This is a genomic window from Nocardia sp. NPDC051052, from assembly GCF_044456045.1.
In the GTDB taxonomy this organism is placed as follows: Bacteria; Actinomycetota; Actinomycetes; order Mycobacteriales; family Mycobacteriaceae; genus Nocardia.
Genome location: NZ_JBITFL010000008.1, coordinates 136,316 through 151,513 on the forward strand (window position 1 = coordinate 136,316; position 15,198 = coordinate 151,513).

At 65.5% G+C, this 15,198-nt stretch carries 11 protein-coding genes; 2 read left to right on the top strand and 9 right to left on the bottom strand.

The features are described from left to right. Positions 1 to 142: 142 nt before the first annotated feature. The 9 genes from ACIBCN_RS27285 to ACIBCN_RS27325 form a co-directional block, all read right to left on the bottom strand. The gene (locus tag ACIBCN_RS27285; protein WP_396994523.1) at positions 143 to 2,434 is read right to left on the bottom strand and encodes an ATP-binding cassette domain-containing protein; all 2,292 of its coding nucleotides are present in this window, start codon (positions 2,432 to 2,434) and stop codon (positions 143 to 145) included. 44 nt (positions 2,435 to 2,478) lie between these two features. Further along, the gene (gene asnB / locus ACIBCN_RS27290; protein WP_396994524.1) at positions 2,479 to 4,341 is read right to left on the bottom strand and encodes an asparagine synthase (glutamine-hydrolyzing); all 1,863 of its coding nucleotides are present in this window, start codon (positions 4,339 to 4,341) and stop codon (positions 2,479 to 2,481) included. A 21-nt stretch (positions 4,342 to 4,362) separates the two neighbouring features. Next, a complete protein-coding gene (locus ACIBCN_RS27295) occupies positions 4,363 to 5,850 on the bottom strand; it encodes an aldehyde dehydrogenase family protein (RefSeq protein ID WP_396994525.1) in 1,488 nt (495 codons plus the stop codon). An 18-nt stretch (positions 5,851 to 5,868) separates the two neighbouring features. Next, a complete protein-coding gene (locus tag ACIBCN_RS27300) occupies positions 5,869 to 6,924 on the bottom strand; it encodes a zinc-dependent alcohol dehydrogenase family protein (RefSeq protein ID WP_396994526.1) in 1,056 nt (351 codons plus the stop codon). A gap of 11 nt (positions 6,925 to 6,935) precedes the next feature. Next, complete coding sequence (locus tag ACIBCN_RS27305; protein ID WP_396994527.1) at positions 6,936 to 8,126, bottom strand: cytochrome P450; 1,191 nt, start codon at positions 8,124 to 8,126, stop codon at positions 6,936 to 6,938. Continuing rightward, on the bottom strand, positions 8,123 to 9,184 hold the full coding sequence (locus tag ACIBCN_RS27310) for a methyltransferase domain-containing protein (RefSeq protein WP_396994528.1): 1,062 nt from the start codon (positions 9,182 to 9,184) through the stop codon (positions 8,123 to 8,125). Before ACIBCN_RS27310 ends, ACIBCN_RS27305 begins: the two co-directional genes overlap by 4 nt. 33 nt (positions 9,185 to 9,217) lie before the next feature. Beyond that, positions 9,218 to 11,017, bottom strand: coding sequence for a gamma-glutamyltransferase family protein (locus ACIBCN_RS27315; RefSeq protein ID WP_396994529.1), 1,800 nt, complete (start codon positions 11,015 to 11,017; stop codon positions 9,218 to 9,220). A 14-nt stretch (positions 11,018 to 11,031) separates the two neighbouring features. Next, positions 11,032 to 12,495: an FAD-binding protein gene (locus ACIBCN_RS27320; protein WP_396994530.1), complete on the bottom strand. Its 1,464-nt coding sequence runs from the start codon at positions 12,493 to 12,495 to the stop codon at positions 11,032 to 11,034. Between the two features lie 158 nt (positions 12,496 to 12,653). Continuing rightward, a complete protein-coding gene (locus tag ACIBCN_RS27325) occupies positions 12,654 to 13,133 on the bottom strand; it encodes a MarR family winged helix-turn-helix transcriptional regulator (RefSeq protein ID WP_396994531.1) in 480 nt (159 codons plus the stop codon). A 102-nt stretch (positions 13,134 to 13,235) separates the two neighbouring features. Between ACIBCN_RS27325 and ACIBCN_RS27330 the strand changes: the two genes are divergently transcribed. Then, entirely contained in the window at positions 13,236 to 13,985 is a 750-nt protein-coding gene (locus ACIBCN_RS27330) for a VOC family protein (protein ID WP_396994532.1), read from the top strand. A gap of 8 nt (positions 13,986 to 13,993) precedes the next feature. After that, on the top strand, positions 13,994 to 15,187 hold the full coding sequence (locus tag ACIBCN_RS27335; RefSeq protein WP_396994533.1) for an MFS transporter: 1,194 nt from the start codon (positions 13,994 to 13,996) through the stop codon (positions 15,185 to 15,187). Positions 15,188 to 15,198 lie beyond the last annotated feature (11 nt).

Consider the following 15,198-nt stretch of genomic DNA (forward strand, 5'->3'; position numbering starts at 1 on the left):
CTTGAAAGTGAACTCGCCGAGTCGGTCGAGCATGCAAGACATGTTGGCACGCTCGACCGACTAGGTACCTTCTTAGTCAAGGTAATGGCGTTGGTCTCTGGGCGGAGCGTTCGAGTGGTGTGGTAGCCAGCGATAAGCTATGTCAGCGATCCGCACGCTCGAGGTCGGTGCGCAAATACTGTGCCGTAACGGACTTTTTGTCGGAGGTGAGTTGTTCGGGGGTGCCCTCGAAGAGGACTCGGCCGCCGTGGCGGCCCGCGTCGGGGCCGAGGTCGATTACCCAGTCGGCGTGTTTGACGACCTCGAGATCGTGTTCGACGACGATGACGGTGTTTCCGTCGTCGACGAGGCGATCGAACAGGGTGAGTAGGCGGTCGACGTCGGCCATGTGCAGGCCGGTGGTCGGCTCGTCGAAGACGAAAACGGTGCCCGTGTCCTGGAGCCGAAGCGCGAGCTTGAGTCGCTGACGTTCGCCACCGGACAGGGTGGAAAGCGGCTGGCCCAGTGTCAGATACGACAACCCGACCTCACTTAGCAGCGCGAGCTTTCCGGTCACCTTCTCCTCGGTGAAGTAGGAGAGACTCTCTTCGACGGTGAGTCCGAGTACCTCGGCAATGTTCTTGCCGCGCAACGTCTTCTGTAGCGCCTCGTCGTTGTACCGGCTACCTTCACACACCTCGCAGGTCACCGTGACGGGATCCATGTAGGCAAGGTCGGTCTCGATCACACCGCGCCCCTTGCACGCCGGGCAGGCACCGGTGGAGTTGAAGCTGAACAGACCTGGCTCGGCGTCATTGGCTTTCGCGAACAACGTGCGGACAGTATCCATGATGTCGACGTAGGTGGCCGGTGTCGATCGCGAGGAAATGCCGATGCCCGATTGGTCCACCATCACCGCGTCGGGATGCTGGGCGGCGAAAGCCCCTGAGATGAGCGAACTCTTGCCGGAGCCTGCCACACCGGTCACCGCGGTCAGCACGCCGGTGGGAATGCTGACAGACACATCGTGCAGGTTGTTCAGCGTCGCTTTGGTGATGTCCAGCGTGCCAGTGGATTTGCGTACCTCGTCCTTCAAACCGGTGTGCGCACGCAACCTTTGGGCGGTGAGCGTGTCGGCTTTCAGCAGCTTGCGGTACGTCCCTTCGAACACGATCTCGCCGCCGTGCGAGCCCGCTCCGGGACCCATGTCGACGATGCGGTCGGCGACGGCCATCACGTCGGGGTTGTGTTCGACGACGAGCACGGTGTTGCCGTTGTCGCGCAGCTGGGCGAGAAGTTCGTTGAGCCGGTGCACATCTCGCGGATGCAGGCCGACGCTCGGCTCGTCGAAGATGAAGGTCAGATCGCTCAGGCTGCTGCCGAGATGGCGCACCGTCTTCAGCCGCTGGCCTTCACCGCCGGACAGAGTGGACGTCTCGCGGCCGAGACTGAGGTAGCCGAGGCCGATCGACTCCAGGCGGGTCAGCGCCGTGACGGCGGCCTCGACGACGGGCCTGGCGACCCGATCATCGATGTGCCCCAACTCGGCGATCAGTTCGCTCACTTCCAGTTCCGCGTAGTCGGCGATGTTCTTGCCGTTGATCTTCGAGGCGAGCGCGGCCTTGTTGAGCCGTCCACCGCCGCACACCTCACAGGTGCCGGTCGTCACGACCTGCTCAACGTCCTTGCGCTCCTTGTCCTTCAGCGCATCGAGACCGTTCTTGAGATACCGGCGATTGAACCGGACGACAATGCCTTCGTATTCATTGGAATGCGTCACGTCTTTGCCGGGCCGCCGAACTTTGAAACCGCCACCGTGGAGCAGCTTTTCCCATTCCTCGGCGGTGAACTTCTGCAACGGCTTGTCCGGATCGAACACCCCGGACTCCGCGTAGGTGATCCACGGATAGCCGCCGACAGCGAACAGCGGTGAGGTGATCGCGCCCTCGTTCAGCGACTTCTTCCGGTCGAGCAGCAGGTCGAGGTCGAGTCGCGCGGTACGCCCCAGACCTTCGCACTCGGGGCACATGCCCTGCGGAACGTTGAACGAGTACATGGTCGACTCACCCGCGCTGGGCTTGCCGTGGCGCGAAAACAACACGCGCAGAATGGGATTGATCTCGGTCATGGTGCCGACGGTCGATCGGGAACTGCCGCCGATCTGTCGCTGGTCCACCACGATCGCGGTGGACAGGTGCGACATGCCCTCGGCGTGCGGCCGCTCGTACTTCGGCAGCCGGTTGCGGATGAACCAGGGAAAGGTCTCGTTGAGCTGGCGCTGGGATTCGATCGCGATGGTGCCGAACACCAACGACGACTTACCGGAACCCGACACTCCCGTGAAGACGGTCAGCCGTCCCTTCGGGATGTCCAGGGACACGTTCTTCAGGTTGTGCTCTCGGACGCCTTGCAGCGTAATGCTGTCGTTCGCTTGCCGTCCGACTCGATCCGACATTTCCACTCCCCTCGGCGTGACCAGAACTAGTTTCCAATTGGAAATTATATCATTACGTGCACGTCATAGGCGGCCAGCCACTCGGCCAGCCGAATCGGAGTCTCGTTGTATAGGCCCCTTTCCTGCATCGACGATGCGCTATCGACCGGCGCATGGAGATGCTTATCGATCGCGTCGAGATCGAACAAAGGCAGTGCCGGAGAACTGGGTTCCGCGACGATCTTCTCCAGTATCTGCTTGATCGCCCGGTCATACCCGGAATCCTGCGTGGATGGATAGGGCGCCTTGCGGCGTTTCACAATGGACGCGGGCAGTAGATCGGCGGTGGCGGCGCGCAACAGGCTCTTCTCCCGCCCGTCGAAGGTCTTGATCGACCACGGCGCGTTGAAAACATACTCGACCAAACGATGATCGCAGAACGGCACCCGAACCTCGATTCCGCTTGCCATGCTCAACCGGTCCTTGCGATCCAGCATCACCAGAAGCCACCTGGTGAGATTCAGATAGCTCGCGATCCGCATCCGCCGGTCGTGCCCGGTTTCGCCGGCCAGGTGCGGAACCTCTTGCAGCGCCGTGTGGTACTGGTCGGCGATGTATTCCGGCAGGTTCAGTTTCGCCGTCAGATCGGGATCCAGGAATGCCGTCGATTGCTCGGTGATCGAGCGTTCGCCGAGCGCGTGCCACGGAAAAGTATCGGCCTGCACGGCCTTCTCGTCGTGGAACCACAGGTATCCGCCGAACACCTCGTCCGCGGATTCGCCGGACAGCGCGACGGTGGACTGCGCGCGGACAGCTCGGAACAACAGATAGAGCGACGGACCGAGATCGCCGTCGCCGAAGGGCAGGTCCCAGGCCCGCGACACCGCCGACCGGATTTTCGGCGCGACCAGATCCGTGTTGTTCAACAAGATGGTCTGATGGTCGGTACCGACGTGCCGCACCAATTCCGCCGCGAACGGTTGATCGGGGGCCTCCCGCAGCGGCTCCGGCGCGAAGTTCTCCACCTGCCCCTCGAAATCCACCGAGAAACTCCGGATACGTTCGCCCCCATCGGCGTCGAGCCTGCGCTGCGCGAGCGCGGTCAACGCGCTGGAATCCAAACCACCGGACAGCAAGGTGCACAGCGGAACATCGGCGACCAGCTGCCGGGCGACAATGTCTTCCAGCAACTCCCGGACCTTACCGACACTCGCGGGAATGTCGTCGGTGTGCGGCCGGGACTTCAGTTCCCAATACTTCTCCTCGGTCCGCCGGCCATCGCGCACCCGGACTACATGCCCGGGACGCACCTCGTGCATGCCCTGCAGCGGCGTCTGCCCCGGCACCCGAACAAACGACAGTACGTCGCGCAGTCCGTCGAGGGTGAGCACCGCCCGGCTCTCCGGATGGGCGAGAATCGCCTTCGGTTCGGACCCGAAGAGCACCCCATTCGGCGTCGGATAGTAGAACAAAGGCTTGACGCCCAACCGATCCCGATACAGCAGCAATTCCTCGACGCGGCTGTCCCAGATCGCGAACGCGAACATTCCGTTCAGCCGCCGCACGAATTCCGCGCCCCACTCCAGATACGCCCGCAGGACGACCTCGGTGTCGCTCCTGGTCATGAAGCGGTGACCGTGCGCCTCGAGTTCGTCGCGAAGCTCGGTGAAGTTGTACACCTCACCGCTGTAACTGATCGCGGCCAGCGACGTTCCGTCCGGCAGCGTCTCCGGCGTGACCATCGGCTGCTTGCCGCCTTCGAGGTCGATCACCGAAAGCCGCCGATGTCCTAAAGCGCAGTGCGGATGCGACCAGAGCCCTTCGGCGTCCGGACCGCGTAAAGCCATGGTGTCCACCATCTTCTGGACAACTCGGTGCTCGGCAGTGAGATCACGATCGAAATCCAGCCAACCGACGATTCCACACATCGTCTTCTCCTTCCGCTGTTTTCACGCGAGGGTCGCCCACACGGTCTTCGGCTCGAGATACGCGTCGAGCCCGGCGCGCCCCATCTCCCGGCCGACGCCGGACGCCTTGACCCCACCGAACGGTGCGGCCGGATCGCCAGGCGCCCACGTATTGAGATAGACCGAGCCCGCTTGCAGGCGAGCGGCGAGAGTGTGTGCGTTGCTGAGGTTTTGGGTCCAGGCCCCGGCCGCGAGACCGTAGTCGGTGTCATTGGCCATGCGCACCGCATCGTCGATGCTGTCGAACGGAGCCACCACCAGCACCGGTCCGAAGATCTCCTCCCGGCAGATCCGCATGTCCGGCGAGACATCGGTGAAAAGCGTTGGGCGAATGAAGTATCCGCCATGCGGCACGGGTTCGGGGAGATCGCCCGAGGTCAAGGTCGCCCCGGCCGCCACCCCGTCCTGGATGTAACCACGCACCCGGCGGTACTGCTCGGCCGATATCACCGGCCCACACTCGGTCGCCGGATCCAGCGCCGGACCGACCTGCGCGCTCTTCGCCCGCGCCGCCAGCCCCTCGATGACCTCGTCATACACGCTCTGGTGCACGAACAGCCTGGATGCGGCGTTGCACGCCTGGCCGGTATTGAAAAATATCCCGTTGTAGCTTCCGGCGATCGCGGCGTCGAGGTCGGCGTCCGGAAGAATGATGTTCGCGCTCTTCCCGCCGAGCTCCAACGTGACCCGCTTGAGCTGCGCGCCCGCCTTCGCGCCGATCTCACGCCCCACCGAGGTCGACCCGGTGAAGACGATCTTGTCGACGCCCGGGTGATCGACCAGCGCGGCACCGGTCTCGCCATCGCCGGTCAGCACATTGACGGTGCCCGCGGGGAAACCGGCCTCGTCGATCAGCTCGGCGAGGCGCAACGCGGTAAGTGGTGTCTGCTCCGCGGGTTTGAGCACCACGGTGCACCCGGCGGCCAGCGCCGCCCCGACCTTCCACGCCGACATCAACAGCGAGAAGTTCCACGGGATGATCTGGGCGCAGACGCCGACGGGCTCTTTCCTGGTGTAGCACAACGTATTCGGCACCGCGACCGGGATCGTCTCGCCCTCGATCCGTGCGGGCCAGCCGCTGAAGTAGCGGAACTGTGCCGCCGCCGCCGGCACATCGAGCGCGCGGGTCATGGTGATCGGCTTGCCGCCGTCGAGGGCCTCGAGCTCGGCAAGCTCGTCGCCGTTGCGGTCGATCAGGTCTGCGAGGCGAGCGATGATCAGGCCGCGATCGGCCGCGGACAGTCGACTCCACGGTCCGTCGAGCGCGGCGCGCGCCGCGGTGACGGCTGCTGCGACGTCATCAGGGCCCGCATAGGCGATCTCGGTGAGATGGCCGCCGGTCGACGGGTCGTCGGTGGTGAACGTCCGCCCCATCGCCGAGGCGACGAACCTACCGCCGATGTACAGCAGGTGCTTGCGGGACAGGAAGTTTCGGGCCGCAACGCCCACGGTGCCGCACAAGGTATCCACGAGTCCTCCCGGTCCGCGTCAGAAGCGGTCGATGACGGTGATGCCGTTGGTGGTGAAATCGCTCATCGCGGAGAGGACTTCCCCGGCTCGGTCCAGCGAAACGGTGCGCTGCACCAGCGTTTGCGGCGTGAGCCGGCCGGAGGAGACCAGCGAGAGCAGCCGCGGATAGCTGGAATGCGGATTGCCGTGCGAGCCGACGATGGTCAGCTCGCCGATGGTGATGGTGTCCATCGGCAGTGCGATCTCACCGGCATCCGCCGCACTGGTCAGCCCGACCTGGACGTGACGGCCGCGTTTGCGCAGCGAGCGTACGGAATTCAGCACGGTCGCCCGGGTGCCGAGCGCATCGATGGAGACGTGCGCACCGCCGCCGGTGAACTCCTGCACCGCCGCGGGCACGTCCTGCTCGACGCTCGCGTCGACGGTGTGCGCCGCGCCCTGCTCCTTGGCGAGCGCGAGCTTGGCCGGGTCGATATCCACCGCGATCACGCAAGCCCCTGCGGCGCTGGCGATCTGCACGGCCGCCAACCCGACACCGCCGACACCGTGCACCGCCAGCCATTCGCCGGGGCGAACCTCCCCCTGCTCGGTGACCGCATGGAAGGCCGTCATGAACCGGCACCCGATCGCACTGGCCGCGACCGGGGTGAGCTCCTCCGGTACCGGCACGCAGTTGAAGTCGGCGTTCGCGATCTGCACGTACTCGGCATAGCCACCGTCGCACCAGAACCCGAGCACCTGCATGTTGTCGCAGACGTTGGCCTGTCCCGCACGGCAGTATGCGCACGTCCCGCAGGCCAGGTGGAACGGAGTGGTGACCCGGTCGCCGACACGCACGCCGCGCACCTCGGCGCCGACGGCGGTAACCGTGCCGACGATCTCGTGTCCCAGCGTGCGCGGCAACGCGACCTGCCCACCCATCCAGCCCCAGTCGCCCATCCACGCGTGCCAGTCGCTGCGGCAGATGCCGGTGGCGAGGACTTCGAGCACCACGCCGTCCGGTTCCGGTGCGGGATCGGGGATTTCGCGCATTTCGAGTGGCGCGCCGTACTCGACAACCTGTGCCGCTCGCATGGTCGCCCCTTTCAGGAGATGCGGATGGGGAGTGTGGCCAGTCCCCGGGTGATGTTGTTCGGTTCTCGGACGGGGTCGCCGGTGAGCTCGATCGTGGTGGCTCGTTTGGCGAGCGCGCCGAACAGGGCATTCGCCTCCATCGAGGCGAGCGTACGTCCGGGACAGTTGTGGATGCCGAAGCCGAAACCGACTGTGTCCGCCGGGTTTCGGTCCGCCCGGAAACGGTCCGCGTCGGGATAGTGGCGTTCATCCCGGTTGGCCGCGGCATAGGAGACCAGGACCCGGGCACCTTCGGGAATCGTCACACCGTCGACGTCGCGGTCTTCGGTGGTCACCCGGGAAAAATGCTGGATCGGTGTCTCCAGCCGAACCCCTTCCAGGAACGCACCGGGGACGAGCTTCGGGTCCTGCCGCACGGCCGCCCACTGATCCGGGTTCTGCGCCAGCAACCAGAGGGTGCTGGCCACTCCGGCGATGGTGGTGTCCAGCCCGGCGCAGGCGTAGGCGCTCATCGTCATCAATGCTTCGTTCTCGCTGATCTCGCCGCGATCGGCTGCCTCCCAGACGATTTGGCCGAAACTGTCGGGCAGCAGTTTGTCCGGCGTCGCGTCGGTGACGAGGTACTGCATGAGCGCCTCGACGTCGGGGAAGGTCGACAGCTGCCGCTCACCGGGCGGCCCGAAATAATTGAACGCGCCCAGCGCCCAGACCAGAATCTTGTCCCGCTGTTCGTCGCGGGGAAAGCCGATCAGGTCCATTACGATGTCGACCGGCAGCTTGGCCGCGAAATCGGTGACACCGTCGAAGGTTTCGCGCCGCATCAGATCGTCCACGAGATCGTCGGCGAGCTGCTCGATGTTGCCGGCCACCTGGCGCACATATTTGGGGCGCAGGGCATCGTCCATGACCTTGCGCACCGCGCGGTGCCGCGGCGGGTCCATCGAGAGCAGCGAGCCGTCGGAGAGTTCGTTGGCCGTGGGGTTCATCGCGATTCCCTGGGCGGAGCTGAACCCCGCCCAGTCGGTGAGCGCCGCGCGCACCTGGTCGTACCGGAACAGGCCGTAGAGATCGTGTTCGGTCATGTGCACGACGGGGCCGAGGTCGCGCAACGTCTGATAGCAGGGGACCGGGTCCAGGAGCGCTTCGGTCGAGAACAGGTCGAGCCCGGTCTCGACCGCGGCGGTCCTGGTCGAGCTGGTCACGACCGGTCCTTTCCGGCCAGATCGTAGAAGCACAACCGGGGCCCGGCCTCCGGTCGCGTATACATCCGGCGACAGGTCAGTTCGGACTTCTCGAACACGTCGAACCAGGCGGCACGGTCGCGGGGCAGACCCTGCCCGGTCAGCACGTGGATCAGGAAGAAGTCGTCGTCGTTTTCCCTGCTGTCGTAACGGATTTCGGGTTCGCCGACGAGCAGGATCTTCAGCTCGGGGAAGGTCGCGGAAATCTCGTTCAACAGGTCGATGACCGCCTGCTCGCCGTGCCGGAAGTGCTCGTGCAGCGCGCTCATCATGCAGAGCCCGTCGGCCTCGAAGCATTCCTTCGGCCAGGTCTTGGGGGCGAAGGCGTCACCGACCACGAACTTGACCCGGTCCGCGACACCGGAGGTGCGGGCGTGCTCGTTGGCCACCGCGACGGCGTCGGCATCGATATCCAGGCCGATACCGGTCAGCGAGGGGTCGCGCAGACAGGCATCCACCACCAATTGCCCGCCACCACAACCGATGTCGAGGATGCGCTGGACATTCCGGCCGCGCATGGCGGTCAGCAGCGTTGGTGTGTGGAACGCGGAGAACAAGGTGTCGCAGTGCGCGCCGAGCTTGCCGCCGTCGCGGATCACGTCCTTGCCGTAGACCGCCTTGCCGGTGAGCAGATCGCCGGTCCGGCTGGTCACCATGCCGTACGCGTCGACGTAAACGCCGAGCCGGGCCAATGACACGTCGGTGGTGAGGAATTCGCCGAGCCGGGTCAGGTAGTACTCCTCGCCCCGGGTTTCGAGGATGCCGCGATTGACCAGGTAGCGCAGGAAGCCGGGCCCCATGTCGGGATCGATCCCGGCCAGCAGGCCGTCGGCGGCGCTGCGCGGGCCGTTGCGGAGCCGCTCCAGCAACGGGGTGTCGGCAATGGCCCGCACCGCGTGGCAGGCGTGCATCGCGCTGATCATCTCGGGCAGGTCGGACAGCGTGAACGCCTGCCATTCCCTGCGCTGCTGCTCATCGGTGAGTTCGATGATCTCCGGACGATGTTCGGTGATCGTCATCGTTGTTCCTTTCGAAAATGGTGTCGCCCAGCACTATTCGGCTACGGCGTAGGCGTGCCGCTTGCGTGGGCTCGCGGCCGCCCGGACGAACTCGTTGTCCTCGGTGAACCCGGCGGCGCAGACCCGGCCGAGCGAGTACGCGGGGACCAGTTCCACCTCGTGGCCGCGTTGTTCCAGCTGCTGGACCACCGCCGGATCGCAGGTCTCCTCGGCCACCAGCACGCCGGGTCGATGCGCGTGCGGGGTGAACGACGCGGGCACCTGATCGGTGTGGAAGGCCGTGGTTTCGGTCGCGGTCTGGAAGTCGAGCCCGAAGTCGACGACGTTGAGGAAGAACTGCAACGTCCACTGGTCCTGCCGATCGCCACCCGGCGTGCCGAAGGCGACGTACGGGCGGCCGTCGCGCAGCACCACGGTCGGGCTGAGTGTGGTGCGCGGCCGCTTGCCCGCCGCGAGCGAGTTCGGGTGGTCGGGGGTGAGATAACCACACTGTCCGCGGGTGCCGAGCGGGAAGCCGAGGCTCGCGATGGCGGGCGAACTCTTCAGCCAGCCGCCGCTGGGCGTCGCGGCGACCATGTTGCCGTGCCGGTCGACGGCGGTGACGGTGACGGTGTCACCCTTGGTGGTGGTCTCCAGCAGGATCGTCGGTAAGCCGTTGCGTAGCTGGGACATCCACTCCGTCTCGGCCTCGGGATAGTCCGGCGTGGACCGTTCGGGGATGAACGAGGTGCGGCCACCGGGCGCGCCGGGACGCAGGTCCAGTGCGGCACGCGGACCGACCAGTGCCCGCCGCTCGCGGTTGTAGTCCGCGGCGAGCAGCGCGTCCAACGGCACATCGCTGAAGGCGGGATCGCCGTACCAGGCCTCGCGGTCGGCCATCGCCAGCTTCGTGCACTCCGTCACGGTGTGCAGGTAGTCGGCGCTGCCGTGGCCCATCTTCGCCAGATCGAATCCGTCGAGCAGCGCGATCTGCTGCAGGAACACCGGACCCTGCGACCACGGCCCCGGTTTGAACACCTGGTACGGACCATAGCCGTAGCTCGGCGCGGTCTCCACGGTCGCCTGCCACCCCGCGAGATCGTCCGCGGTCAGCAGTCCGCTGTGTCGCCTGCCGGTCGAATCGAGCATCGGACCGGACGCGAGGAACTCCGAGATCTCCTCCGCGACAAAGCCTTTGTAGTAGGCGTCGTGCGCGGCCTGGATCTGGGCCTCGCGGTCGGCCGAGGCGGATTCCGCCGCTTTGATCAGCCGCTGGTACGTATTGGCGAGCGCGGGATTACGGAAGCGGCTGCCCGCGGCCGGGGCGACGCCGCCCGGCAGATAGGTCTGCGCCGACCCGGTCCATTCGTCGCGGAACAGCGGCGCGAGCACGTCGATGGCCTGCGCGGTCTCGGGCAGCAACGGAAAACCGTTGTCCGCGTATCCGATCGCGGGCTGCAGGACATCGGCAAGGCGCATGGTCCCGAACTCGGCGAGCAACCGCATCCAGCCGCCGAACGCGCCGGGCACGCAGGCGGGCAGCAGGCCGGAGCCGGGGATGCCGCTCAGCCCGAGGTCGGCGAAGGTATCGATGCTGATCGCCTGCGGCATCGGTCCCTGGCCGCAGATCTGCTGTACCTCATTGCTTTTCGCGCGATGCGCCACCACGGAGAGGTCACCGCCGAGGCCGTTGAAGTGCGGTTCCACCACCTGCAGCACGAATCCGGCGGCGACGGCGGCGTCGAAGGCGTTGCCGCCGTTGGCCAGGATGCGCATGCCTGCCGCGGAGGCAAGCCAATGGGTGCTGGCTACGGCACCGGTGGTTCCGGTCAGTTCGGGTTTGGCTGGAGGCATGGGGGTTCTCCCGGTCACTCGTCCTGGAATATCTGCAGACCGGGCGCGAGAATGGCGCTCGGGTCGTACCGTGTTTTCGCGGCGCGCAACGCCGTCCATTTGTCGCCGTAATGAGCCCGCCAGTCCCGCGCGGTGAAGCGCAGCGAGCCGATCGGGTAGAGCACGGCGTCGTACTGCTCGCGCGCGTGGGCGAACATCCGATCGTTGCGATCGAGCATTTCCTCGATGAATTCCGGATCGACTCCGGGAGTTTCGGCCACGGTGTTGATGTCGAGAACGAAGACCCAATCGGAGCCATTCGCGGCAGGCACCGGCGGATACGGCCTGGTCATGTGTGAACGCCGTTGCGGGTAGATCAGGCTGATGCCGAACGGTCCGATGTCGCGCGCGGTGAGCTGTGCCTGCACCTCGCCGACGTACTCCTCGACGACGGAACCGGACAGCCACACGTCGTACCAGGGCTTGACCAGCTGATCCCAGCCCACTTCGGCCCGCATACCGTCGACAAGCGTGTCGATCTTGTACACATAATCCAAGTAGCTGGTGTCGTCGATGAGCGGCTCGGTGGTCAGGCCCGCCGCCGCGACCTGATCGTCCGGCGGCGCGGCCGGATCGTAAAGGACTGTGGCATACAGCCGGTGGGTCGGCGCGGACTCCGGCGAGTACATCTCGGCATAGACGTGGTCGATGGCGGGTCGCTCGATGAGGGTGCGCATGTCGCGGAAGAACTCGCCGTTGTCGGTGTACTCCAGCACGTAGCTGCGGGCGCGTTCGGTCGCGGGAACGAGGTCCAGCACGGCCTTGGTGATAACGCCGCACTGGCCGAGCCCGCCGAGTACCGCCTCGAACAGATCGGGCTTGTGCTCGGGCGAGCAGCGCTCGATCGCACCGGTACCCGTGACGACCTCGAGCTCGCGCACGTGATCGACCTGCAGGCCGGTGTTCAGCGCGCCGACGAGACCGCCGAGACCGCCCACCGAGAGGGTCCCGCCGACGGTCAGCGAGGTATATCCCGTGATGGCAGGAGGTGTCAGCTTGGGTGACTGCGCATAGGTGGCGTTGATCAGGTCCTTCCACAGGATTCCGGCGTCGACTTCGGCGACGTCCGTGCCGATGGAATGGATACGGTTTAGGTACTTGTTCTCGATCACCAGGCCGTCGGTGAGGCCCTGGCCGAGGGTGGTGTGCGCGGCGCCTCTGGTCGACACGGTGACGTCGTGCGCGCGGCAGAAGCGGATCATCGCGGCGATGTCGTTCGCCGAGCGCGGCCGCAGTACCGCAGCGGGCAGGTGATTGGTGATGTTGCCGAGGTCGGTGGCGACGGCTTGGCGCGACTGCTCGTCGACGAGCAGCTCACCCTCCAGTGCGGGCGCGGTAGCGAACGACAGGCCCGCGTTCTCGCCGGTGACCCAACTGCGTTCGAGCGGATCGAAACCCACGATCGCGGACTGTATAGTGCCGGCGCTGAATTCAGGCACGGCAAACTCCTTTCGACGCAATGGTTTTGACCGATGACAAGCACGATGGCCGCGGCCGATTTCCACTACATCGAACATATCCGGACTGCTACGCCCGGCACATCCAGAGAATCCTCAAATTACTGTCAAAAGCTCTTGAAACCGTAAAACGGTGCAGGTTATGACGATATCGGCGCGGGTTGTGCGGCCGAATTGATGGCCTCGGCCACCTTGCCGCACAGTTCGGCGAAGACGGCCTGCTCGGCCGGGGTGAGCACGGACTCGGCGATGGTGGCGTTGTCTCGTCGGCATTCCGCGGCGCGGTCCAGGAATTCGCGTCCAGCAGGGGTAAGCGACGTCGTCTGTTCCCGCCGGTCGGTCCCCAGCGTCGCCTGCCTCACGAGGTCCTGGTCCTTGAGCACGCGAAGGGCTTTCGACATCGTCGGGCGGGACACGCTCAACGAATCGCTGAGCGATGAGGGCGTCATCGGGCCACGTAGACGCAACATTTCGAGCACGTCGTACTGCTGCCAGCTCACCCGTTCGGGTGTGGTCCGAGTCCGTTGCGCCACCAGCACACAGGTCAGGTGGGCCAGCGCGTTCTCTATCCCGTCCTGCCAGTCGAGTACCTGGCTGTTTTCGTTTTCGTCAACAGGCACTGGCTCTCCTTACCCGGTCGTGGACTTGATTTCCCGCTGGAAACTAGTTTACGGTATTAATTGCTACACCAACTCGTACTCTGTCATACAGGAGGAGTGGTTATGAGCACCTCGGGTACTCACCCGACAACCGTGGGGTGGTTCGAAATCGCCGCCACCGAACCGGAGCTCGATAAGCAGTTCTACCAGCGGATATTCGACTGGGAATTCACCTCGTTCGGCCCCGGATATGACACGATTACCGCCCCGGGCGCTTCGGCTAGCATGGGCGCGCTGCGTCGAGGTGGCAGTGACGCGCTGTGGATCAGCGTGATCTGCGACGATATCGCGGCGACCATTCCGCGACTGGAAACGTTGGGCGCCAAGGTTTTCGAGAACCCCGCGCGTACCGCGGCGGGTGATATGCACGCGGTGATCACCGACGTGCAGGGAAACAAGCTAGGGCTCTTCGAACCGGCTGTGCGCGAGGCACGTTCGGCCCCGGTGCCGAACGGCACGGCGTGGTTCGAAATCGGGACAACGGATTTCGCGGCCACCCGGAAGTTCTACGAACAGGCCTTCGGCTGGACATACCAGCGGGACGAGGCCGCCGAAGGCGCGGTCTATTACAGCATTCGCCCCGACGGGGCCGAGGAGCCGATCGGCGGCACGATGGACGTGTCGGCCATGCCAAGCCCGGCCGATTACGCGATACCGGGACTGCTCGTCACCGACGTCCCCGACCTGCTGGCGCGCTGCGAACAGGCAGGTGGACAACGCCTGATGGATCCGTTCTCCGACGCGGCCGGCCTGATCATCGGACAGTTCACCGACCCGTTCGGCAACCGGTGGACCGCGTTCGCCAAGCCGTGAGGGGAGTCATGCCTTTTGCCGTATACGTGTTGGGCCTGGGCGTTTTCTGCCTCAACACCACCGAAATCATGGTCGCCGGGCTCATTCCCGGCATGTCGAGCGACCTGGGCGTTTCCATCGCCGCCATCGGTTACCTCGTCTCGATCTTCGCCTTCGGCATGGTCATCGGCGGCCCGGTCCTGATCGTCGGCTTATCGAAAGTGCCGCAGAAGAAGTCGTTGATCTGGCTGCTCGTGGTGTTCGTTGTCGGGCAGACGATCGGTGCGCTGGCCCAGGACTACTGGGTGCTGGTAGTGGCGAGAGTCGTTACCGCGCTGGCCGCCTCGGCGTTCTTCGGGGTCGCCGCCGCCGTCTGTGTGCGACTCGTCGGCGCCGAGCGACGAGGGCGCGCGATGTCGGTGTTGTACGGCGGCATGATGGTCGCCCAGGTGGTCGGCCTGCCGGCGGCCACCTTCATCGAGCAGCATTTCGGCTGGCGGGCCAGCTTCTGGCTGGTCGACGCGCTGGCGGTGGTGTGTATCGCGTCGGTCGTGCTGCTGGTTCCCTCCGGCGGCAACACCCAGACCATGGACTTCCGGTCGGAGATCCAGGCGTTCCGGAACCTGCGGCTGTGGGGCGCATACGCGACCAACGCCCTCGTCATCGGCTCGGTCGTGGCCGGATTCACCTACCTCTCACCGATTTTCACCGACGCGACACACTTCGCGCCGGCGACGGTGCCGCTGCTGTTCGCCGTGTACGGGATCGCGACGGTGGTGGGCAACGCCGTCGTCGGCCGGTTCGCGGACCGCTATACGCGGCCGATCCTGTTCGGCGGGCTGATCGCGTTGATGCTGGTACTCACCGCTTTCGCGCTGTGCGTCGAATACAAGGCGCCGACGATCCTCGCCACCGTGCTGCTCGGCCTGGTCGGCCTGCCGCTCAACCCGGCGATGGCGGCCAGGGTGATGTCGGTGTCGAACGAGGGTGCGCTGGTCAACACCGTGAACGGATCCGCCATCAATATCGGTGTCGTCATCGGACCGTGGCTGGGCGGCATCGGGATCAGCGCCGGGCTCGGTCTCGCGGCTCCGCTGTGGATCGGCGCGGCAATGGCGCTGTGCGGGCTGCTCACGCTGCTACCCGACCTGCTGCAACGCGCGCACACGTCCACCCAGGACACTGGCGCGATGGCGCCCGCGGCCGCCGAGAAGCGTGTGTGAGGAACGCCGAT